Source organism: Proteus sp. fly-1089 (genome assembly GCF_040138965.1).
Taxonomy (GTDB): Bacteria; Pseudomonadota; Gammaproteobacteria; order Enterobacterales; family Enterobacteriaceae; genus Proteus; species Proteus vulgaris_B.
Genome location: NZ_JBEETS010000003.1, coordinates 264,006 through 287,060, shown reverse-complemented (window position 1 = coordinate 287,060; position 23,055 = coordinate 264,006). Strand labels below are relative to the sequence as shown.

Here is a 23,055-nt window from a genome sequence, read left to right as displayed (position 1 = left end):
TAAAGATAAATTTATTAATTTAAGTGTGACTATTGAATTTTGACTATTTACAAAACCTCTTTTTGAATGAAATTTAATAAAAGCAGTAATGGAATATATTTATTACTGCTCAATTAATAACATAATTTTTATTATTTATAAAAAACAGAAGTAATTAGAAACCATAGGCTAATCCGCCCCCGACAATGATTTCTTGTTCACTATTTATTGAAGAATTTAATCTAAATGCAATGTCATTATTAGGTTTATATTGTATTCCCCCAGCAAACGCTGTACCAGTTCGGTAATTACTAATACCAATTCCTCCACTTAAGGTGTGATGGCTAAGATAAGGAATATTCGTCATTGCAACAGATGAAGCAATACCTGCAAATACTTTCTTTTCTAATGAGATGATTTTTTTATCTAAATCTGCAATTGAATCTGTGATTTCAGCTTGTCTTTTCCTGTAATAGTGATCAAAATTATTAACATGAGTTTTGAGCTCATTAATATCTGTACTAATACTTCTTTTTAGCTGATTCATGGCATTATTTGTTGTTATTCTATTTTTATCTACCATTTTTTTAGTTTGGATAAGATTGACTGCATCTGTATTATTTTTACCATCACTAATATTAACTAATCGAGAAGTCTGGTTGTTTTCAGTGTTACCAAATGAAACTGTATTTTCTTCGGTTGCTAATGTATTATGACCAATAGCAACAGAGTGTGTATTTTTAGCTTGGCTATTGACTCCTATTGCAATTGAACCATTACCTGAAGCATTACTATTATCACCTAATGAAATACTAGGAATATTAACGATAATAGGTATTTCTTCTTTTTCTTTTATTGAATCTACATTTGAATACGAAAATGAAGGGAATAATAGAAAGAATAAAAATAACTTTTTAAATAACATTTAATTTAACCCTTTGAAAGAAATTTTTGGCGTAAATCAATGCTAAATGATTGTTTTTTTCATCACAAATAAAACATTCTGGAATTACTCTTAAAAATAGTTTTAAATAAAATTATATTTTTTTAAATATATGATTGATTACTGTAAAAACATTCTATTAAATAAAATTATATTTAATAAGTTATTAAATAAAAAACTGCATTTTTATTAAAATGCAGTTTTGGATAAGTGTTAACTAATGTTTTTTTCTAAAGGCAAAAGCAACAGAAATCGCTTGCAGCAAACACATTGTTGATGTTTGAGAGCGAAAGGTTTTTATTTGAGCTTCTTTTACCGTTAAACAAACGTCACTCAAACTTGCCAATGGACTAATGGGACTGTCTGTAACAATAATTTGTTTAGCTTCTTTATATGTTGCCATCTCGCACATTTTTTGCATTTCATCTGAGTATGGATGGAAATGAATGCCAAAAAGTACATCCCGATATGTAATATTTCTCAATTGCTCTTTGTACATTCCTCCTAAGCTGTTTACAAAGACAGTTTCGCAAGGAATGTGCGAGAGGGCATGAAAAAAATAACTCGCAGCACTGAATGAATGATGAAATCCACAAATATAGATTGTTTCAGCATGTTCGAGTAACTGTACTGTTTTATTTAACATTTCTCTGTGAGTCTGATTTGCCAATTGTTGCAATGAATGGCTATTTGCTTGTGCAAATTCTTGCAAAACATAGGCAGGCTCATTCAGATTAGGGGGGGCCTCTTTATATTTCTGTTTATAAGTTAAATTTTCATTTTCATTTACCATTTCATTCATCAAGTGATGCTGAAATAATTGTTTCATTTCATTAAAACCATTGAAATGAAACGCATTGGCAAAACGAATTAATGTCGATGGAGGAACATTTGCTTTATCTGCAAGGATTGCAATTGTATCAAATGCCACACTGTTTTTATTATCAAGTAGATAATGTGCAACCTGCTGTAGCCTTTTACTTAATCCATTATAGCGGGAGCGAACTTGTTCCTGTAGTTCATTCAGATTTGTTGCAGTAGACATAGTGCCCTCAATAAAAATACTGCTGTAATTGTAGTGTTTTTTGAGTCGAAATTGAATGTTTTTAGCTAATAGCAATTAAAATGAAATATAGAGTTAATTAAAAGTAAATGAACAACCTAAAGGTAATTATTTGATGTTTAAAACTCTATTTTATTTATTCTTTATTGGTTTTATTATCACTTGTTGAAATTAATTTTCTTTATTTGAAATTAAATGAAATTAATGTTTCATTTTGTTAAGTTGGAGGTAATAATAATATTTTTCATGTTTTTCTATTTTGTTTTATTTAACCTATTTCGTTTTATATTGTCATTAATTTAGCTTAGGATATAATTTTCTATTATTGGTGCTGTTGTCATTTGGAAATTGAAGTGTTTTAATATCTTTGTGCGCAATGATTGATATTCATAATACAACACTTGTTTTATTTGTTAATGATAGTAATTTATCACTATCTTAGTTTAAATATACTTATATTGGTTGAAATTTTTATATGCAAAACGATCATCCGTGGATTAATTTATTAATGCACTATTTTCATGATCACTACTCAGAAATGATGCCTATTATTTTTTTTGTATGTATTGTGGGTATTATCTTTGGTGTTGTACGTGAAATGCGTTGGTTATCCGTTTTTTTTACTGTACCTTTAATTATCATTGTATTTTGTTTAATTAGTTCTAATTTAGGATAAGTGAAATATACAATTGTTATTAAGGTTGTACAATAGTTGTATTAACCTTATTTTTAGATATTGTTTTTTTCTTATGTTTTCTCCTGTTATTGAATGTTATAAATCAGCAATGTGTTTATTCTATTTTTCCCATAAGCGATGTTTCAACAATATGATTGATTAGATAATCAACTAGGTGACTAATAAGATATTGTTACATATTGATTATTATTGATAAAGATAAGCAAATTATTTGTTGAATTATATACTAACATTTTACTCCCAATACACTAAACTAGATAACATTGTTTTAATGAATTAGAAACTATTGGGTTTTTATTATGCAATGGCGAAATAACACCTCTCGCTACGGGCACCTGTCGCTCCTTTTACATTGGGGATCAGCACTTACTGTTTACGGTATGTTTGCTTTAGGATTATGGATGGTGACTCTAGGTTATTATGATAGTTGGTATCATTCGGCACCTGAAATACATAAAAGTATCGGTATTCTTTTATTTATTATCCTGATTGTACGTGTGATATGGCGTTGGATGTCGCCTCCACCTAAAGCATTAGCAAGTTACAGTAAATTCACTCGCATTAGTGCTCATATCGTTCACATGCTCTTATATTTAATTTTATTTTCTATTCTCATTAGTGGTTATTTAATTTCCACTGCTGATGGTCAAGCGATATCTGTATTTGAATGGTTCTCTGTACCCGCTATTTTTACAGGGGAAGCAGAACAAGCAGATTTAGCAGGTGATATTCATCTTTATTTAGCATGGTCAGTTGTTTTGTTATCACTATTACATGTAGCTGGTGCCTTAAAACATCATTTTATTGATAAAGATGTAACGTTAAAACGCATGCTAGGAATGCGAACTAAATAATTAAATTTATAAAACAAAATTATGGAGATAGCCATGTTTAAGAAAGCTTTATTGGGTTTAACAGCGGGTGCGTTGTTATTTAATGCGAGCACTGCTTTAGCCGCAGATTATACTATTGATAAACAAGGTCAGCACGCATTTGTACAGTTTCGTATCCAACATTTAGGCTATAGCTGGTTATATGGCACATTTAAAGATTTTGATGGTACTTTTAGTTATGACAAAGAAGATCCATCAAAAGATAAAGTTGATGTTGTGATCAAAACAGGAAGTTTAGATACAAATCATGCTGAGCGCGATAAACATTTACGCAGTGCTGATTTCTTTAATGTGAGCAAATATCCTGAAGCACGATTTGTATCAACCAACGTTACTCGAGAAGGTGAGAACTATATAGTGGTTGGTGATTTAACATTAAATGGCGTGACTAAGCCTGTATCATTAAATGCAAAATTAATTGGCGAAGGAACTGATCCTTGGAAAGGTTACCGTGCTGGTTTTGAAGCAACAGGTAAAGTAAACCTAAAAGAATTTAATATTAAATCAGATTTAGGGCCAAAATCACAAGAAGCCGAACTAATTATCTCAGTTGAAGGTGTAAAAAAAGCGTAATTGAACGTTTTTTTGTGATGCAATAAAGCCCCATATGACTTTATATGATTTTTAAACCGATACCTTAGTGTATCGGTTTTTTTATGCGCGATTGAAAATTATTGCCTTATACTTAGGTAATAGTTCTTATTTTTTCATAGGGTTAATTAAGATTTATTTTGACGCTTTACCTATTTTAGGTAAGAACAAAGAGGATCATAACAAAGGCATGTTCACATCCTTATCCCTTTATTTAACGAAAAAAGAGTCAATAATGAAAAAATTACGTCATACTTTTTTGGGTACTCTGTTTATTTCTACTTTTTTAACAGCAGGTGTGTCAGAGGTTGATGCGTGTACCCGACTTGTCTACTTAGGTGATAATAATCAAGTCATTACAGCTCGTTCAATGGATTGGAAATATGACATTGGAACCAATTTATGGACATTTCCACAAGGTATGCAACGTTCAGGAGAGGCAGGTGATAATTCAATTAAATGGACATCTAAATATGGAAGTGTTGTTGCATCCGGTTATGATATTTCAACAACAGATGGTATGAATGAAAAAGGATTGGTCGCTAATTTATTATGGTTGGCGGAATCAGATTATCCTGCTTATACCAAAGAAAAACCGGCTATTTCGATTTCAGCATGGGCTCAGTATGTGCTAGATAATTTTGCTACTGTAGAAGAAGCCGTGACAGCATTAGAAAGTGAACCTTTTATTGTTTTAACAGATAAGGTACCAGGACAGGATAGAATGGCGACGTTACACCTTTCTCTTTCGGATGCTACTGGTGATAGTGCTATTATTGAATATATCAACGGCAAACAAGTCATTCATCACAGCAAAGAGTATCAAGTGATGACGAATTCACCTATTTTTTCCGAGCAGTTAGCATTAAATAGTTATTGGCAACAAATTGGTGGAACCGTGATGTTACCAGGAACGAATCGTGCATCTGATCGTTTTGCCAGAGCTTCTTTTTATGTGAATGCTATCCCTAAGGCTCAATCGAGTAAAAAATCGCTTGCTAGTGTTTTTGGTGTGATCAGAAATGTTTCTGTTCCTTATGGATTAAGCACCGCTGAGTCGCCAGAAATCTCATCTACACGCTGGAGAACTGTGGCTGATCATAAGAATCAATTATATTTTTTCGAATCAGCATTATCACCGAATACTTTTTGGGTTAGCTTAAAGGAAATTGATTTTTCAAAGGAAAGCGGGAAAGTCATGGTGTTACCATTAGGTGAAGAGCAATCAATCATTTATTCAGCTAATGCAACAAGCCATTTTAAGCCAGCAGAGCCTTTTAAATTTCAAGGATTAGATAATATTCCTTTAAATAACTAGTTGAGTATTCACGATACCTAATATGAAATTATCCGTAATATTAAATGTGATAGAGACATCTAAAGTGACAAGAAAGACGATGTCTTTATTACTTATCTTGAATGGTATATTTATCATTTACTCAATTTTGTTGTCCCGTGGTATTTATCTGGATTGGGAAATACACGGCTTTTCTGCATGGCTTAAATCATTGGGTGTATTAAAGCTTCTCGATATACCTAAAGTGATGTTAGCTTGTGCGCTGATCTTGCTTTCAATATTTATGTATTTAGGTGCAAGGATCGCATGGTGTGTCTCTCTTATTTTATTAGCTACCATTGTTTTTCTTGATGTTGCGGTTTATCAGCAAATTGGTTTTCAGGTTTATTTTTCATTTGCTTTGGTAATTGGATTATTAATCAGTTGGCGAGCCTTTCCACATCATAGTTTAACGAGTGCTGGCTTTGTGGCTTTTATCTGTATCCTTTCTTTGCTGTTATTCTCAATGTTAGGAAGCCTTTATATCGGGGATGAGTTCAGGCCTCATATTACAACATTAATGGATGCATTTTATTTTTCTATTGTCTGTATGACGACATTGGGATTTGGCGATATTGTGCCAATTAGTACAAATGCACGTATATTTACACTGACTGTTGTGATCTTGGGAATAACCGTTTTTACCACATCTATTGTTTATGTCATGGGATTTCTTGCTCGTGGGACTCGTGAGATTGTTAAGAAAAGGATCGCTAAAATGCATAATCATTTTATTATTATTGGCTCTTCGGCACTGGCTTCACAATTAGAAAAGGGATTAAGAGAGCAGGGAAAACCGGTTATTGCGATTTGTACTGATAAAAGTAAAGCTGTTTATGATACACAAGCTAACATTATTGAAGGTGATCCGACTAACCTTAAGACACTGCAATCCGCTAATATTGCTAAAGCCAGTTGGGTAGCAACTTTATCTGAAAGTGATGCTGAAAATACCTTTATCCTACTCACTATCCAAGAATGTTCTAATGTTGATGCCAAGTTAATTACCATTATTAATCAAGATGAAAATAGAGATAAGATCAGCCGATTACGTCCTGATATGTTGTTTTCTTTAGCGTCGTTAGGTAAAGAAATTATGATGAAGGTATTATGTGGAGAATCTATTTCTTCATCAGATGTGACAGATTTGCTTTTAAACAAATATTTAAAATCATAATTTTGTTCAAACTATCTTTACGAACGATTATGATTACCATAAGATGTATTTAATATGCATCTTAAGTGAGGTTGAATTATGGAACTTGTTAGTTATAAAACAATGCCAGAGTGGACACGAACATCAATTCCTTTGGCGTTATTAGAACGCCACAATACAAAAGAAGGCACTTATGCTCAAATGCGAGTCCTGCAAGGTAATATGACATTTGTTGTATTTAATGATGACGGTTCGCAAATTTCGGTGGATTGTGATACGGAAAATCAACCTCCACTCATTCAGCCTCAACAATGGCATAAAATTGATAAAGCGAGCGATGATGTACGTTGCCAGCTTTCATTTTTATGTGCGCCAGAAGATAAACTTTTTAAAGAAAATGACTTATCACTACCGCATTCTGAAGTGCGTTACATGGCAACATTGACTCAGCCTTGCAAGGTTTTGGATTTAGGTGCAGGGCGTGGACGTAATAGCTTCTATTTAGCGTCTCAAGGGTATGATGTCACTGCATTAGATATTAATGCCTCTCATATTGATGCGATTGAAACCGTTAAAGCTAAAACAGGTTTTGCAGTAAAAAGCGGTTTATACGATATAAATGAAGCTTCACTGACTGAAAAATATGACATTATTATTTCAACCGTTGTGTTGATGTTCTGCCAACGTGAACGAATTGAAAGCATTATTAAAAATATGCAAGAATGTACTAATAGTAATGGTATTAATGTGATTGTTTGTCCGGTTGAAACAGCGAATAGTGATCCTGCTGAAATTCCTTTTAAGACTTTTTTACGCCAAGGCGAATTAGCGGATTACTATAAAGACTGGGAAATTATTAAATATAATGAAAACCCTGGTCATTTACATAAAACTGATGCTAATGGTAATCGTATTGCTTTGAATTTTGCGACATTAATTGCGCGTAAAAAATAATTCAGGTCATAACATTTATTTCAAAATACCCCAATTTTTTAGTTGGGGTATTTTTTTATCTGTTAAAGTCTGTTTTATTGTTGTGGTGATTTATCACTTTTAATGTCATCAGCTTGGTCTGTATGTTCTTTTGTTTCAGACTTTTGTAAGATGCGTTCTAATAAAACAGTATAAATAGGGCGACCACCTAATAGCTGTGCCAACATTGTCGCTCCTAAACAGGTGATTATCATTGGAAGGATAAGCTGATAATTATCTGTCATTTCTAAGACTAAAACTATTCCAGTTAGTGGTGCTCTTACTGTTGCCGCAAATAAAGCTCCCATACCAGCAATGGCAAAAGTACCAATTTGAATTTGATAATCAGGGAAAAGTAATGTTGCTATTAATCCGAATGCACTACCAAACAGAGTGCCTAATGCGAGAGTGGGGGCAAATATGCCACCTGGAGCGCCAGATGCAAAACTAATAATGGATGTGATCGTTCGTAAAATAAAGAAAAGTAACAGTGCAATAAGAGAATATTGTCCGGTACTGAGTGCTGGAATAATACTAAATCCACCGCCAGTAATTTCAGGAATAATAAGTGCCAATAGGCCACAAAGTCCACCAATAATACCGCCAGTTAAAACAAAACGTGAAGTTTTATCTTGATAAAAATGTTGGAACTGAGTTTGAACATAAAAAAGCAATTTACTGAATATAACGCCAATAACGCCGAATAACATACCTAAGACTAAATATAACCAAAGTGTGTTGAGTGGGGCTGATGAAAATTTACCAATATGAATGACACCGCCTTCACCATTAAATAGGCGAAAGACAATGCATGACATAATTACTCCAATAAAAACCGCTTTAATAGAAATAAGGTTGTATTTAAATTGAGGACGCATCTCTTCAATAATAAATAAAATACCCGCAAGAGGTGCATTGAAAGCGGCTGTTAATCCGGCAGCTGCGCCGGTTGCTAATAATGTGTGACGTGATTCTTTATCTTTTAAGTGAGAAATATCATTAACCAATTGACCAATATTGGCACCCAATTGAACCGTTGGGCCTTCACGACCTAATACCATGCCTGAGCCTAATGTTCCAATACTGGCAATAAATTTTACTGGTAATACTCGCCACCAACGAACAGGGCGAATGTCTATCATTGCCCCTTCAATTTCAGGGATACCAGATCCTCCTGATTCAGGTGAGAATTTTTTCACTAAATAGTAACCGAGCATGGCTAAAATAGAGGAAAAGAACAATGTAATAATTACCAGAACATAAGGATTGGTGAAGATTTTGACGAGCTCTTCTTGCCTGAAGTTTATAACCCAACTCACACTTTTTTCAAATAAAACACCCACTAATCCAGCAAGCGAACCAACTATGGCAGACAGTAGCAGGACTTTCAGTGGCGCAAGGTTGGTTTCTTGAGCTTTTCTGAATAAATTAAAACGTCGTTCATTTTGGCTATTTTGGATAGATTTACGGTTATGCATAACTTTGATTTATGTATTGTAACAATGAACATAATGATAGCGTAATTTTGTATTGAAGTGATATTTCTCACATAACGTAATCAATTTTAGAGTTAGTCGTTTTTTTTTCTAGCATATTTTCACTTTTTCATCTTTAGTGTAATTGATAACAAAAAATACATATTTATATAACATTTTGGACGAGAAAGGGTAATTTATGGATTTCATCACAAATATATTAAGCGCTATAAATAGCGTGGTATGGGGAGTGCCGATGCTTGTCGGTATTCTAGGTATTGGTCTTTTTATGCAGTTTCGGCTCGGTTTCTTACCTATCCGAAAATTAGGTACAGGATTTAAACTTCTATTTGAAAAAAATGATAAAAGAGGCGAAGGACAAATATCGCCCTTTAATGCATTGATGACGGCACTTTCAGCAACTATCGGAACAGGTAATATCGCTGGTGTTGCAACGGCAGTTGTATTAGGTGGTCCCGGTGCTTTGTTTTGGATGTGGATGACGGCATTGGTGGGGATGGCAACAAAGTATTCTGAAGCTGTATTAGCAGTGCGTTTTCGTGAAGTTGATAAATACGGAAACTATGTTGGTGGCCCAATGTATTACATCAAGAATGGTTTGGGTAAAAATTGGGTTTGGTTAGGTACCGTTTTTGCTATTTTCGGTAGCTTTGCTGGTTTCGGTATTGGTAATACGGTGCAAGCTAACTCAGTCGCAGATGTATTACAAAGTAATTTTGGTATTTCAACTACCATTACCGCCATTGTGTTAGTTGTCTTAGTTGGCGCAGTACTCATTGGTGGAATCAAACGTATTGCCGATGTCGCGGGTAAATTAGTTCCTATCATGACTGTTGGCTATTTTGGTGCTGGTATTGTTGTTTTAGCGCTAAATGTGACAGCCATTCCTGATGCTATTGTCCTTATTGTTAAATCAGCATTTACTCCAGTTGCTGCTCAAGGTGGGTTTGCTGGTGCAGCCGTTTGGGCTGCGATCCGTTTTGGTGTAGCGCGTGGTGTTTTCTCTAACGAAGCAGGATTGGGTAGTGCGCCTATTGCACACGCAACAGCTAAAACACAAAATCCTGTTCGCCAAGGTTTGATTGCGATGTTGGGGACATTTATTGATACCATCATCGTTTGTTCTGTTACGGGATTAACCATCGTTATTACAGGACAATGGCTAACAGGACAAAGTGGAGCGACATTAACTGCCGCATCATTCTCTATCGCTATTCCGGGTGGTAACTATATTGTGGCCATAGCGTTAGCCATTTTTGCATTTACTACTATTTTAGGATGGAGTTTTTATGGTGAGAAATGTGTGCAATATCTTTTTGGACCTAAAGCTATTATGCCATTTCGTATTGCATGGCTGATTGCATTACCGGTAGGGGCAACACAATCATTAGAGTTTGTGTGGTTATTGGCCGATACACTCAATGCAATGATGGCTATTCCTAACTTAATTGCATTAGCTTTATTGAGCCCAGTTGTTTATCGCTTAACAAAAGATCATATAAAAGATGTTAACGCTGATAATATTGGGTTAGATAAAGAAACTCATTCAGTAAACAAAAAAGAAGCCGAAGCAGAGTAACTCGTTCTTACTTATTGGCTAAAAAACACAACAAAAAACCGTATGCAACTTAGAATTTGGCATACGGTTTTTTTTATAGCGCTAATTTAAAGTGTGAGAAATTATAGATAATAAAAAGCCTTCTGGGGAGAAGGCGAAGAGATGAGTATAGATATTATATTTATAAGAATTTAGAAAAGAGAGAAAATCTTATTCTTTCATACTGATGAAGATGTTTTTCACTTGGCTATAAGCATCTAACATCATTTTATGTGTTTCACGTCCTAAACCTGATTTCTTGTAACCCCCAAATGGTGCGTGAGCTGGGAGTTCATGATAAGTGTTAACCCACATACGACCAGTTCTTACTGCTTTTGCAACACGTAAGGCTCGGTTAATATCTTGAGTCCAAACACCACCACCAAGTCCATATTCTGAATCATTTGCCATTTCGATCACTTCATCTTCATTATCGAATGGAATAACACATAATACAGGCCCAAAAATTTCTTCTCGTGCAACGCGCATTTGGTTAGTTGCGTTAATGATGATAGTAGGACGAACAAAGAATCCATCATCGTAGCCTTCACCCGTAATACGTTCACCACCAGTTAAAACAGTTGCACCTTCTTTTTTTGCGAGTTCAACGTAGCCTAAGATAGTATCCATTTGATCTTGACTAACTTGTGTACCCATTTGTGTATTAGGATCAAGGGGATCACCGACACGAATACTCTCAAATTCAGTTTTTAATGCTTTCAAAAAGTCGTCATGAATATCTTTGTGCAAGAACAGACGTGAACCTGATTCACAAGCTTGTCCTTGGTTCATCAATATTGCCAATGCTGAATATTTGACCGCTTTTTTCATATTTGCATCAGGGAAAACAATATTGGCTGATTTTCCGCCTAATTCCAGTGTTGCTGGAACCATTTTTTTCGCTGCGGCTTCTGCTACTGTATAACCCACATTGGTAGAACCTGTAAACGCCAGTTTATCAATATCTTGGTGCTCTAAAATAGCTTGTCCTACAACAGATCCACGTCCCGTAACAATATTAATTACACCAGCTGGTAATATTTCATTTAAAATACGGCCTAGCTCTAATAATGAAAGGGAAGTCAGTGTTGCTGGGTTAATTACGACAGTATCACCCGCGGCAATTGCTGGCGCCAATTTCCATGCTGCCATTAATAATGGGAAGTTCCATGGAATAATTTGTCCAACTACGCCAATGGGTTCACGAATAACAAGGCTAATGGTATTTTCGTCTAGGACGGCACTTTCATCGGTATGAGAGCGTATCACGCCTGCAAAATATCGAAAATGGTCAATAGAGGCAGGTAAATCTATGTTTTTCGACTCATTGAGTGGCTTACCATTATCTAATGATTCGATCCAAGCAAAGCGTTCTTGCTCTTGCTCTAAGCGATCTGCAATTTTTAATAAGAGGGCTTGGCGCTCTGCTGGAGATGTTTTACTCCATGTTTTGAATGCCTTACGTGCGGCAGTGACGGCGCGATCGACATCTTCGGCACTTCCTGATTGGTATTCACTTAATAATTCACCGGTTGCAGGGCTATAGGTTTTAGTTGTTTTTTGCGATGTGCTAGTTACCCATTCTCCTCCAATTAGCATTTTATAGCTTTCTAGAGGACGAAATTCTGATGGAACATTATTTAGTTTAATCATTTTTAATCTCCAATGTAGGGGTGAGCATCATTTAAACTTATAATTTCATTTCGTAATACTCGTGCTAATAACATATATCAAATGAAATAATTTGATTAGCTATTGATGCAATAGGTGATATTAACTATAAAAAATAGTAATGAATATTACTGATTTAACAAAATTGAATTAATTTAATCGTTTCATCTCTCACTCTTTATATGATTAAACAAAAAATACCCATCAGTTATTCTTCAATATTCTTTCTCATTTTCTTATCAAAGGTGTAATGCGATTAATCAATCTGTTCAAAAAATCAGGCTTTAGATTTATGTAAAATCAAAAGATAAAAAAAAAGATATTAAAAGATTTGCTAGAAATTGCGTTAGATCAAACAACATTTAAATTATTCAATATTGCACTTTCTCTCTGATAAAAATGGCGTATTCTTATGTTGCATCTAAAATGCAACTTATAAAAATAAAGCGTTATCTTTTATTAGAAGGAATACGATATGTATTGTGTGCAATGTGAACAAACAATGAAAACGCCTGTAGGTAATGGTTGTGCCTATGCGCAAGGTATGTGTGGTAAAACAGCAGAAACTTCAGATCTTCAAGATTTATTGGTTGCTGTATTAGAAGGACTATCTGCCTGGGCATTAGCGGCACGTAGTGTTGATATTATTGATCATGATGTAGACAGCTTTGCGCCTCGCGCTTTTTTCTCTACGTTAACTAACGTCAACTTTGATTCTGATCGCATTGTCGGCTATGCGAAAGAAGCTATCTATTTCCGTGAAAGTCTGAAGTCTCGCACCTTAGCAAAAAATGCAGCGATTCAGGTCACTAATCCAAGAGCTGAAATTCAATTAGCTGGAAATGATTTAGACAGTTTACAAAAACAAGCCCAGCTATTTGCCTTAAATGGTGATAAAGCACAGATTGGTGATGATCTTCATGGCTTACGTATGCTGTGTTTATATGGCTTAAAAGGTGCTGCTGCTTATATGGAACATGCGCATGTCTTAGGCCAATACGATAATGAAATTTATGCAGAGTATCACCGCTATATGGCGTGGTTAGGAACTGATCCTGCTGATATGAATGAATTGTTAGAAAATGCGATGGGTATTGGTCAAATGAACTTCCGCATTATGGCAATTTTGGATAAAGGTGAAACACAAGCTTATGGTAACCCAACGCCAGTTACGGTTAATGTGCGCCCTGTTGCAGGTAAAGCAATATTAATTTCAGGTCATGACCTGAAAGATTTACAAATGCTACTTGAGCAAACTGAAGGTAAAGGTATCAACATTTATACTCATGGTGAAATGTTACCTGCTCATGGTTACCCAGAACTTAAAAAATATAAACACTTAGTGGGTAACTATGGTAGTGGTTGGCAGAATCAGCAAATTGAATTTGCGAAATTCCCAGGCCCTGTATTAATGACATCAAACTGTATTATTGATCCTAATGTGGGTAATTACGGTGATCGTATTTGGACTCGCAGTATTGTTGGCTGGCCGGGTGTAAAACACATCACAGGTGATGATTTCTCTGAAATGATTGAACAAGCTCAATCATTAGAGGGTTTCCCATATAGTGAAATTGAGCATTTAATTACGGTTGGTTTTGGTCGTGAAACACTATTAAATGCGGCTGATACAGTGATTGATTTAGTTTCACAGAAAAAATTACGTCATGTTTTCTTGGTTGGTGGTTGTGATGGTAGCCGTGGTGAACGTAGTTATTACACTGATCTAGCAAGAGAAATCCCGCAAGATTGTTTAATTATGACATTGGCGTGTGGTAAATACCGCTTTAATAAATTAGATTTTGGTACTTTAGAAGGGTTACCACGCTTACTTGATGTGGGTCAGTGTAACGATGCTTACTCTGCGATTATGCTAGCAGTTAATCTAGCTGAAAAATTAGGTTGTGGTGTCAATGATTTACCACTGTCCTTAATTTTGTCTTGGTTTGAGCAAAAAGCGATTGTTATTTTATTAACTCTGCTTTCATTAGGCGTAAAAAACATTTATACCGGCCCTACAGCACCAGCGTTCTTAACAGACAATCTGCTGGCAGTCTTAAATGAGAAGTTCGGTATGCGCTCTATCACTACACCAGAACAAGATCTTAAAGAGATCCTTTCAGCTTAATCGTTTAATTCATCATCATTGCCGAGGCCTACGGGCTTCGGTAAGGAATAAATATCCATGACGATGCCAAGTTCCCTTTGCCCTAATCGTATGCAAGTTCACTCAATTGTTCAGGAAACCCCTGAAGTGTGGACATTAAATTTAATTAATCACGACTTTTATTCATACAAACCAGGTCAATTTGCATTGGTTAGTATCAATAATAGCGATGAAACAATGCGTGCTTACACCATTTCATCTTCTCCAGGATTAAGCCCTTTTGTCACTTTAACTGTTCGCCGTTTAGAAAATGGTATTGGTTCAGGTTGGTTAACATCACAAGTCAAACCAGGTGATTATCTTTGGTTATCTGATGCCCAAGGTGAATTTACTTGTGCAGGAAAAGAAGATGCTCGTTATTTAATGTTAGCCGCAGGGTGTGGTGTTACCCCTGTGATGTCGATGACACGCTGGTTGCTAAATACTCAACCTAAAGCGAATATCACAGTCATTTTTAATATTCGTGAGCAAAGCCAGTTTATCTTTGAGAAAGAGTGGATCGAATTAGCCAATGCGTATCCCTATAATCTCAATTTTATTATGATGCCTAAATTACCTGATAATAAAGGGATATTTAGTGGTCGCATTTCTCAAGAAAAATTAGCTGCATTAGTACCTGATATTGCGAGTCGCACTGTTATGTGTTGTGGCCCAAATAGTTACATGGAAGACACAGGACGTTTTGCAAGAAATCTTGGTGTACCAGCTGAGAATATCTTTATGGAACGTTTTGGTGATGAACCTGTTTGCGTTGATGAAAATGAACAATTAACCATGACTATTCGTCATCCATTATCGCAAATTAAAGTTCCTGTTGGTGTTACTTTGTTAACGGCAATGGAAGAGAATAAAGTGCCTGTTTTTGCTGCTTGTCGTGCAGGAGTTTGTGGCAGTTGTAAAACGCGAATTATTAGTGGTGATTATGATGTTTCCAGCACTAGTACATTAACGCCTGAAGAGATTGCGCAAGGTTATGTGTTAGCGTGTAGTTGCCGTTTAAAAGGTGATGTTGAGCTAGCATAATCTCTTTTGATTAAACTCTTTCCTTCTATTTTTCTATTTTTTGCCCTGTTAATTTATTAACGGGGTTTTTTATGTCTATTCTTCCCATTAAATGTGGTATTAATCTGGAAAATACCCCCCTTTATTTTAATTTAAACTCCATTTTTATTTATTCAGAATAATAAAAGTATTGAAATGGAGGAGTTAATAAAAATATATTTTAATCAGTGTGAAGTTTCCTTATAAACATTCTGCTATTATTTAAACTATTGATTGGGTAAGGGGGGGTATATGAAAAAATTGTTAGTTATTTGTTTGTTTAGTGTCATGTTATCTGGCTGTGAAAAACCTCAACAAACCCTTGATGGCTCTAATGTAGAGTCATTACGTATGTCAATTGTTGAAATGCGTAATTCTCTCCCCCTTGATGAGCAAGCACGTTTTGACGAAGCAATAGAATTAGCGATCCTTAATGATATTAATTTTAATGATTTAGTGATTGCAGGGCGTCATAAGAATGGCGATATGATCACCCGTAAAATGTGCCAATCATTAGATGGTAAAACGGTAAAAGAGATATTTTCACAAGCAGAAGAAATAAGAGTGCAAAAATTAGCATTTAAATAATCAATTAATAAACAAATTACCTCTGATTTATGCGATTTTTACTTTCGTAGAAGAGGTTTATTTCTTTTTATATATTAGTTCAAAATGAAATTATGTTATTTAATTGCCTGATGAATATTCTTGGCATCATTTTCAATAGAACTTAAACAAAATCGTTATCGTGCTTTCCATTATAATGTGAGTGGTTATAATGCGCGCCGCATTCGCAAGAAAATGGCAGTATCTCGTTAGGCGAGGCTCCTATACAAACACAGGTTACTGATCTGACGACGTCGAGAGACGCCCAAGATTAGGACAGGATATATCGACCGAAGGTATATCCCCATGTAACTTCCAGTATTCATCGGATACGTTGTATAGTGCTAAAACCGAGACGTGTAGATAGCTTTTGCATTCTCGCTTCTGGTTTCGCCCCTATGGAGAACTGATTTGCTAAACACAAACAGTAATAGGGAACCACAAAAATGACTTTCAATACTCAAAACAAAATGGATGCTGTATTAGTTGCAGATGCATCCTTAAACACACCGCAAAACAACTCAACTCAAGACCAATATAATCGTTTAAAAGATGATGCAACCGTTAGTGCTTATATGAGCCAGTCTTATATTGCAGTTTCTGTCGCTGATTCTGTTGAAAATGTGAAAGCTCAATTGGTTAATGATTTAAAAGATGAATTAATCCCAACTTATTTATATGTGGTGGATAAAGATAATTATCTTAATGGGATTTTACCTGTTAAATCATTATTAACCGCGGCAAATGATCTGTTTGTGTCTGATGTTATGCGTCAAACTTTTTTCTCTGTATCACCTGAGCAGAATCGACATGATGTATATCAATTGATTAGCCATAGCGGTTTAGACAGTGTACCTGTGATGCATTTTGGAAAATTAGTGGGTGTGTTACGTCCTCAAGATATTGCGGAATTGATTGAAGATGAAAATACCCTTGACGCACAGATGCAAGGGGCAACGTCACCATTAGAGCAGCCTTATTTAGAAACCAGTCCAGTGACATTATGGCGTAAACGTGTTGTATGGTTATTGATGCTGTTTGTGGCAGAAGCGTATACCAGTACGGTATTACATGCTTTTGAAGATAGACTAGAAGCCGCCATTTCATTGGCATTCTTTATTCCATTACTGATTGGTACTGGGGGAAATAGCGGAACGCAAATTACTTCAACGCTTGTTCGTGCTATGGCGTTAGGAGAAGTTAGCTTACGCAATGTGTGGTCTGTTTTAAGAAAAGAGATAACAACATCTATCATGGTTGCGTTAACCATGGGGATCGCGGGTTTTGTACGAGCTTGGTTCTTAGGTGTTGGAATGGAAGTGATGATTGTTGTTGGATTAACACTTGTTTCTATTACCGTTTGGAGTGCAATTGTTTCGTCTGTTATTCCAATGGTATTAAAGCGTTTAGGTATTGATCCAGCTGTTGTGTCAGCACCGTTTATCGCAACGTTAATTGATGGTACAGGTCTTATTATTTACTTTGAAATCGCATCTCATGTGATGAGCGAGTTTGCCTAAGACAATCCCACATATTTATTCTCAAGATAAAGCCGATGTGATTTTACTAACATATCGGCTTTATTTTTTGCTAAATTTTATTCGAATTAAATGTATTTTAGGCAAGGCTGAGATCTGCTACCTAGTGAATTAGGCTAGAATTTCGATTGTTCTATAAATTGCAAAATTGATTGACAATGACGGCAACGATATTGATTTTCACCACGTAACACCTTGTTATGACGGCGGATTGTAAGTTGATGTTCTTCTTCACATTGGCAAGCATAACGAAAGGTTTTGGCTTTAACAGTACTAACATCAAAATGATGGGTACGTTTAGCTGAAACGCCTAATACTGTTTCCATCATCCATTTCCACTCTTTTCCATGAGGCGCTGCGCGACCGAAATGTCGATTAACTAATAAGTGCGCTAGTTCATGGGGAATAACTTCCTCAATAAAATTCTGTTTATTTTCAATCAATAATGTAGGATTAATACGGATCTCCCAATTTGCATAATAGGCACTGCCTGCAATAGTCCCTCTCTGATTATAATGTAGAGTAGGTTCTGGGTAATTTGTATTAAGATAAAGATTAGCCTGCTGCAATTTTTCACGCAGTGTTCGCATAACGCTTTGCACTAAGGCGATGGGGACTCTTACCGTTTTCATGTTACAGAGCATATAGCGCCTTATACAAACACGCAATAAAAAGAAAACTTGCACAATATATAAATTAACATATTATTAAAAAGTATATTGATTATGGAGTTTACCATGACACAACGAGTTCAACCTGATTTATTAGATGCAATGAAATCGGCGGCTAATGAAGCGTCTAGCATGCTTAAGACGCTAGGAAATGGCGATCGCCTTCTATTATTGTGCCAATTAAGTCAGGGTGAAAAAAGTGTGAGTGAATTAGAAGAAAGTTTAGGTATACGTCAACCTACACTTTCTCAACAACTGACTGTTTTACGCAATGAAGGATTAGTGAATACTCGTCGTGATGGGAAACGTATCTTTTATTCTATTGCTGATGAAAAAGTATTAGTGCTTCTTAATACGCTTTATCAGCTTTATTGCCCTATAGCAGGTTAAGTTATGAATATAGATTGGGTTCACTTTACGCCTTTAAGTGCAGCAATAGGTGGACTAATGATAGGTGCGGCTGCCGCTATTTTATTATTATTTAATGGCCGCATCGCAGGAATAAGTGGAATTTTAGGTGGTATTTTATCAATAAAACAGCAAGGGAATGGCTGGCGTTGGGCATTCTTAATTGGCATGTTAATAGCACCTACACTGTTTTATTTTTTTGATAAACCTTTAGCGCCAGTGATTGAAACATCACCTTGGATGTTGATCATAGCAGGTGTGCTGGTGGGAGCAGGTACACGTTTAGGTAATGGTTGTACTAGCGGTCATGGTATTTGTGGATTAGCTCGATTATCGCGTCGTTCTATCGTTGCTGTGATAGTGTTTATGGTGACCGCTTTTATCACTGTTTATATTCAACGGCATGTAATGGGAGGATAATAAAATGACAAAGCTCGTTGCTTTTCTTTGTGGCCTTCTATTTAGTGCAGGGTTGATCGTGGGTGGAATGAGTAACCCACAAAAAATCTTAGGGTTTTTGGATATTACAGGAAACTGGGATCCTTCTTTATTGGTAATCATGGGGGCAGGTCTTGTTGTCAGCATTATTGGCTACCAATTAACACGCCGTAGACAACAAAGTATATTAGCGTGCCCTTTAAATATTCCAACCAATAAGATTATTGATAAACCTCTCGTGTTGGGGAGTGTGTTATTTGGTATTGGCTGGGGATTAGCTGGGATTTGCCCGGGCCCAGGTTTGGTATTAGCAGGGGCGGGATTTTATCAAGGTATTTTATTTGTTCTTGCCATGATTACAGGTTGGTTATTAGTCGGCTTTTTGCGTAAAGCACCGTAATGGCAATGTAATCTGTTTATATTTGTAGAAATATTAAACGGGAAGCTCTAGGCTTCCCGTTTGTGTCTGACGAGTTGAACATTATTTAAAGTCAGCGTAAGGGATCAGAGGATTTGGCGGTAAATCTAAATCTCCGTTCCAGCCATCAAATGAATAACGTAAATACATTAATGCATGGCTAGGGGTATAGTTTTTAGCTTGTTGAATATCGATAGCTGCGCCAATAAACCAATGCGGTGTAATGCGATGTTCAACTAATGCTCTTGCGGTATAGCCAATGCCAGTACCCGAGTCACCTTCATCAACCGCATTACGCTCTTGATAATAAAGTTTCATCATTTCTTCTCGATCTTCAGGACTAAGTTCATTCATATAGCGATTAAACTTATCGACGGAGACGAGATTTTGTAAGGGGTAGCGTTTTCTGTCATCAGTTTGGGAGTAAGACCAAGAAACTGAGCCTGATAATTCCCAAGACCAGTTTTCAGTGCGTTCACGATAATTAATCGGTATTCCCAAAGAAACATATTTTTGAGGACTATAATAACCACCTTGACCTAAGGTATAACCACTTAAATCTTTATCGTAATGCCAAAGCATCGAACTTAATCCTACGGAAACCCGACGATTATTTTCATTGATAATTTTATAATAGTAGCCGCCCATTCCTCGGATACTACTATTATCTTCAACGTTTTTACCCGTGAGTTTATCAATAGAAACTTCCCCCCAGTAACCGTCTTTTCCGCCAAGATCATAACTTCCACTCAAACGGATACCTGTTCTCCTTACACCCCCCCACGTTTGGTTTGTCCAAATATCTCGTTGTCCACCAAAAGCAAGTAAAGAGCTATTAACCGGGCGACGATGAATATCAAGTGTCCAACCCACATTAAAAAGATCATGACTATAGGCAATTTTACCAACCCAGTCTGTCACTTCAAAACCTAATGGTGTTGTACCCAGATCCCACTGCCATTGTCCATTTTCCCAACCAATTGCAGGGCTAACACCAAAGGCTTTTTGTTCCAGAGGAGAACAGCCTGTACGGTAACAAGTTCCAAATTTAGAGTCATAAGGTGATGTACCAAGTTTACCACTATTGAGATTGACTAAATCTGCCCGCCAAAAAAAACGGCCATCATAAACAGGATGATCAAGTTGTAACATCGTAGTGTGAGCACGTAATTTTGAATAACCTTCACTTCCACTAGAGCCCCAATAATCATGTTCTAGTGTAAAACGCCATTCTTGCTGACGATAGAGTGATTCAGCATCGGCACGTAAGCTTCGAGATAACCAATTATCTTTTTCGTCATTACGCATTAATGTGGTGTATTCACTATTATCGTTGGGCAATCTATCTGTTATTCCGTCTTTGATCATGGCTTGTTGATAATAATAGTGGGCTTGCTGACGGTGTTGTCCATCACGCTGAAAACGTGCAATATCGCGTAACACTAAAGCGTCAGCACTCTCCGGCTCTTTCTCAATTTGTTGAGTTAAATACGCAAAGTAATGTTGTGCTTTTTCTGTATTACCCACCTCTTTTTCTGCATTAGCAACACGTCTAAGAGAATTACTATTAAATTGGTTGGGTGAAAGGGTTTCAATTTTAGCAAGATAATATTTTGCCTGTGCTTTCTTTCCTTGCTCTAAGGCAATATCTGTTGCGCCCAACAATGCAATTTCATTGTTGGGCTCTAAATTGAGTGCGGTATGATAATAACTTAAGGCTTGTTCAAGGTTATTTCGTTCTTCAGCCCAATTTGCTAATAGTAAATAAGTTTGAATTTTTTGCTCTGGTGGAATATGAGCAAAAAGATAATCAACGGCTTGTTGTTCTTGTCCTTTTGCTCGTAAAGATTCAGCATGTGCAAATATTTCACCAGAACGTAATCGGCTATCTAACGCTTTCATACTTTCACTACGTTGAGATAAAGGGATTGTTTTTAGCGTATCAAGAGCCTGTGTTTCTCGGCCTGTTTTGTTCAGGTATAGCGCATAAGCATAAAGGCGAGATACATCATTAGGGAGACGACGATTTAATTGATTAAAATATTCTTCAGCTACAGTGGCTTGCTGTGTCATTAATAAATCATCAGCAAGACGATAAATATTCCAAACATCATTAGGATAATCTTTAGCGATTGCTTTACGTTTTTCAATGGCACTTAGATATTGCTCTTTATGCTCATCGTCAGCAGCTAAATCTTGTCTGATACCTGAAATGATATAACTATAATCTTCTGCCAAATTTTTATATTGTCTTGGCGTTAAATGGGAAATAAATTGTTGTGCCTTTTCATGAGACTGTTGGCGATAAAGTTTCGCTAAACTATGTAAAGTGGCGGGATGATTGGGTTGATATTTTAATGCCTGTAAATAATGTTTTTCCGCTACCTCTAATTGGTGTTGCGCAATAGCGATATCACCTAAGCCAAGATAAGGTTCACTTTTATAAGGGCTTAATTTATTAAGTTGATTGAAATAGCGCTCCGCTGTTTCATAATCTTGTATTAATAGGGCATCATCAGCTTTGGAAACCAAATACCAATATTGATTAGATTGCAACATTGTTTGCCATTGACCACTATTATCATGATTTGGTGCTAATTTTAACGCCTGAGAAAGATAATAAATTGCGGCACCACGTTGATTAGCACGAGAATAGCGGATACCTAAGGCACCTACAATATCAGCATTATCAGGCTGTTGGCGTACTTTTTGCTTCAATGTAACAAGAGGCAATGACGAAACATCAAATTTAGGCTTTATGCTTGCCATACTACTTGTTGTTGCCATTATTGTTTGTTGCTGATAAATACTCGCTATTTTTTCATTTTGAGAGTATTGACGATAAACATGATTAAGTCGGTCTATTTTATCCTCGTGTGAGGATTGCATTAGCACTTGGATATACTCTAGCGCTAAGGTTTCATCAGGTGGCATTCCCCGATAGATTTCATCGTATAAAGTTAAGGCATCATCATAACGCCCAGCGGTGCGATAAAGCTGAGCTCTTTGTAGTTTTTGCCGATTTTCATCTGTTGTTAATGATAACGTTTTTATTGCACGCTGATATTGCTCTGATTGTGGAAATTGAGTGCCTAATTGAGTAAATAACAGTTGTGCTTTTGCACTATCTTTCTGTTTTACAGCAAACTGAATTTGCATTAATAAGATATTAGGATCATTGGGTTTTATTAAAGATAAACGATGTAGCGATTGAGCCACTAAAGCTTTATTTCCTGTAGATGTCCCTAATCTCACTTGCTCTTGCAAAAAGGCTTCAGTTGTTTCTTCACTGGCTTGTGTGACAGGCAAGAAGCCTGTCAGCACAAAAAGAGCAATAATAGATCGTCGATGCGAGTGACCAAAATGCCACATAG

20 protein-coding genes and 1 riboswitch are annotated in these 23,055 nt (G+C 36.0%); of the genes, 14 read left to right on the top strand and 6 right to left on the bottom strand.

Annotated elements, in window-relative coordinates:
* Window positions 1-154: 154 nt before the first annotated feature.
* Window positions 155-904 carry a hemagglutinin gene (locus tag ABN080_RS10425; RefSeq protein ID WP_349440964.1) on the bottom strand — a complete coding sequence of 250 codons (750 nt, stop codon included), beginning with the start codon at window positions 902-904 and terminating at the stop codon, window positions 155-157.
* Between the two features lie 235 nt (window positions 905-1,139).
* Complete coding sequence (locus ABN080_RS10420; protein WP_196553976.1) at window positions 1,140-1,967, bottom strand: MurR/RpiR family transcriptional regulator; 828 nt, start codon at window positions 1,965-1,967, stop codon at window positions 1,140-1,142.
* A 493-nt stretch (window positions 1,968-2,460) separates the two neighbouring features.
* Between ABN080_RS10420 and ABN080_RS10415 the strand changes: the two genes are divergently transcribed.
* The 6 genes from ABN080_RS10415 to tehB all read left to right on the top strand — a co-directional run bounded on the left by ABN080_RS10415 (window position 2,461) and on the right by tehB (window position 7,612).
* Window positions 2,461-2,661 carry a hypothetical protein gene (locus ABN080_RS10415; RefSeq protein WP_196553977.1) on the top strand — a complete coding sequence of 67 codons (201 nt, stop codon included), beginning with the start codon at window positions 2,461-2,463 and terminating at the stop codon, window positions 2,659-2,661.
* Window positions 2,662-2,981: 320 nt separating this feature from the next.
* Window positions 2,982-3,536 (top strand): cytochrome b, encoded by a 555-nt coding sequence (locus ABN080_RS10410; protein ID WP_196553978.1) that lies wholly within the window; start codon window positions 2,982-2,984, stop codon window positions 3,534-3,536.
* Window positions 3,537-3,569: 33 nt separating this feature from the next.
* Window positions 3,570-4,148, top strand: a complete 579-nt coding sequence (locus ABN080_RS10405; protein ID WP_349440963.1) for a YceI family protein — start codon at window positions 3,570-3,572, stop codon at window positions 4,146-4,148.
* A 250-nt stretch (window positions 4,149-4,398) separates the two neighbouring features.
* Window positions 4,399-5,484 (top strand): linear amide C-N hydrolase, encoded by a 1,086-nt coding sequence (locus ABN080_RS10400; RefSeq protein ID WP_349440971.1) that lies wholly within the window; start codon window positions 4,399-4,401, stop codon window positions 5,482-5,484.
* Window positions 5,485-5,563: 79 nt separating this feature from the next.
* Window positions 5,564-6,679, top strand: coding sequence for an NAD-binding protein (locus ABN080_RS10395; protein WP_231619265.1), 1,116 nt, complete (start codon window positions 5,564-5,566; stop codon window positions 6,677-6,679).
* A 78-nt stretch (window positions 6,680-6,757) separates the two neighbouring features.
* Window positions 6,758-7,612: an SAM-dependent methyltransferase TehB gene (gene tehB, locus ABN080_RS10390; protein WP_197268945.1), complete on the top strand. Its 855-nt coding sequence runs from the start codon at window positions 6,758-6,760 to the stop codon at window positions 7,610-7,612.
* A 74-nt stretch (window positions 7,613-7,686) separates the two neighbouring features.
* Here the strand turns inward: tehB and clcA are convergent, their stop codons facing one another.
* Window positions 7,687-9,108, bottom strand: a complete 1,422-nt coding sequence (clcA, locus tag ABN080_RS10385; RefSeq protein ID WP_349440962.1) for a H(+)/Cl(-) exchange transporter ClcA — start codon at window positions 9,106-9,108, stop codon at window positions 7,687-7,689.
* Between the two features lie 196 nt (window positions 9,109-9,304).
* Here clcA and ABN080_RS10380 point away from each other — a divergent pair, with 196 nt between their 5' ends.
* On the top strand, window positions 9,305-10,705 hold the full coding sequence (locus tag ABN080_RS10380) for an alanine/glycine:cation symporter family protein (RefSeq protein ID WP_349440961.1): 1,401 nt from the start codon (window positions 9,305-9,307) through the stop codon (window positions 10,703-10,705).
* A gap of 189 nt (window positions 10,706-10,894) precedes the next feature.
* Here ABN080_RS10380 and ABN080_RS10375 read toward each other — a convergent pair whose 3' ends face one another.
* Complete coding sequence (locus ABN080_RS10375; RefSeq protein WP_109407495.1) at window positions 10,895-12,376, bottom strand: aldehyde dehydrogenase family protein; 1,482 nt, start codon at window positions 12,374-12,376, stop codon at window positions 10,895-10,897.
* A gap of 493 nt (window positions 12,377-12,869) precedes the next feature.
* On the opposite strand from ABN080_RS10375, the gene hcp reads away from it, so the two are divergent.
* From hcp to mgtE, 4 genes are all read left to right on the top strand, one after another.
* On the top strand, window positions 12,870-14,522 hold the full coding sequence (gene hcp, locus ABN080_RS10370) for a hydroxylamine reductase (RefSeq protein ID WP_072069297.1): 1,653 nt from the start codon (window positions 12,870-12,872) through the stop codon (window positions 14,520-14,522).
* A 57-nt stretch (window positions 14,523-14,579) separates the two neighbouring features.
* A complete protein-coding gene (gene hcr, locus ABN080_RS10365; protein ID WP_197268949.1) occupies window positions 14,580-15,584 on the top strand; it encodes an NADH oxidoreductase in 1,005 nt (334 codons plus the stop codon).
* A gap of 270 nt (window positions 15,585-15,854) precedes the next feature.
* Window positions 15,855-16,190 (top strand): DUF6694 family lipoprotein, encoded by a 336-nt coding sequence (locus tag ABN080_RS10360; protein WP_036935025.1) that lies wholly within the window; start codon window positions 15,855-15,857, stop codon window positions 16,188-16,190.
* A 216-nt stretch (window positions 16,191-16,406) separates the two neighbouring features.
* A riboswitch (M-box (ykoK) riboswitch) is annotated at window positions 16,407-16,578 on the top strand.
* Between the two features lie 76 nt (window positions 16,579-16,654).
* The gene (gene mgtE / locus ABN080_RS10355; RefSeq protein WP_196553986.1) at window positions 16,655-17,728 is read left to right on the top strand and encodes a magnesium transporter; all 1,074 of its coding nucleotides are present in this window, start codon (window positions 16,655-16,657) and stop codon (window positions 17,726-17,728) included.
* Between the two features lie 134 nt (window positions 17,729-17,862).
* Here the strand turns inward: mgtE and ABN080_RS10350 are convergent, their stop codons facing one another.
* Entirely contained in the window at window positions 17,863-18,378 is a 516-nt protein-coding gene (locus ABN080_RS10350) for a SprT family zinc-dependent metalloprotease (RefSeq protein WP_141650204.1), read from the bottom strand.
* Between the two features lie 105 nt (window positions 18,379-18,483).
* On the opposite strand from ABN080_RS10350, the gene ABN080_RS10345 reads away from it, so the two are divergent.
* The 3 genes from ABN080_RS10345 to ABN080_RS10335 are packed head-to-tail and all read left to right on the top strand — an operon-like array spanning window position 18,484 to window position 19,663.
* Entirely contained in the window at window positions 18,484-18,807 is a 324-nt protein-coding gene (locus ABN080_RS10345) for an ArsR/SmtB family transcription factor (protein WP_072069293.1), read from the top strand.
* Window positions 18,808-18,810: 3 nt separating this feature from the next.
* The gene (locus ABN080_RS10340; RefSeq protein ID WP_072069292.1) at window positions 18,811-19,245 is read left to right on the top strand and encodes a YeeE/YedE family protein; all 435 of its coding nucleotides are present in this window, start codon (window positions 18,811-18,813) and stop codon (window positions 19,243-19,245) included.
* A 4-nt stretch (window positions 19,246-19,249) separates the two neighbouring features.
* Window positions 19,250-19,663: a DUF6691 family protein gene (locus ABN080_RS10335; protein ID WP_349440960.1), complete on the top strand. Its 414-nt coding sequence runs from the start codon at window positions 19,250-19,252 to the stop codon at window positions 19,661-19,663.
* A gap of 81 nt (window positions 19,664-19,744) precedes the next feature.
* Here ABN080_RS10335 and bcsC read toward each other — a convergent pair whose 3' ends face one another.
* Window positions 19,745-23,053, bottom strand: coding sequence for a cellulose synthase complex outer membrane protein BcsC (gene bcsC / locus ABN080_RS10330; RefSeq protein WP_349440959.1), 3,309 nt, complete (start codon window positions 23,051-23,053; stop codon window positions 19,745-19,747).
* Between the last annotated feature and the right edge of the window lie 2 nt (window positions 23,054-23,055).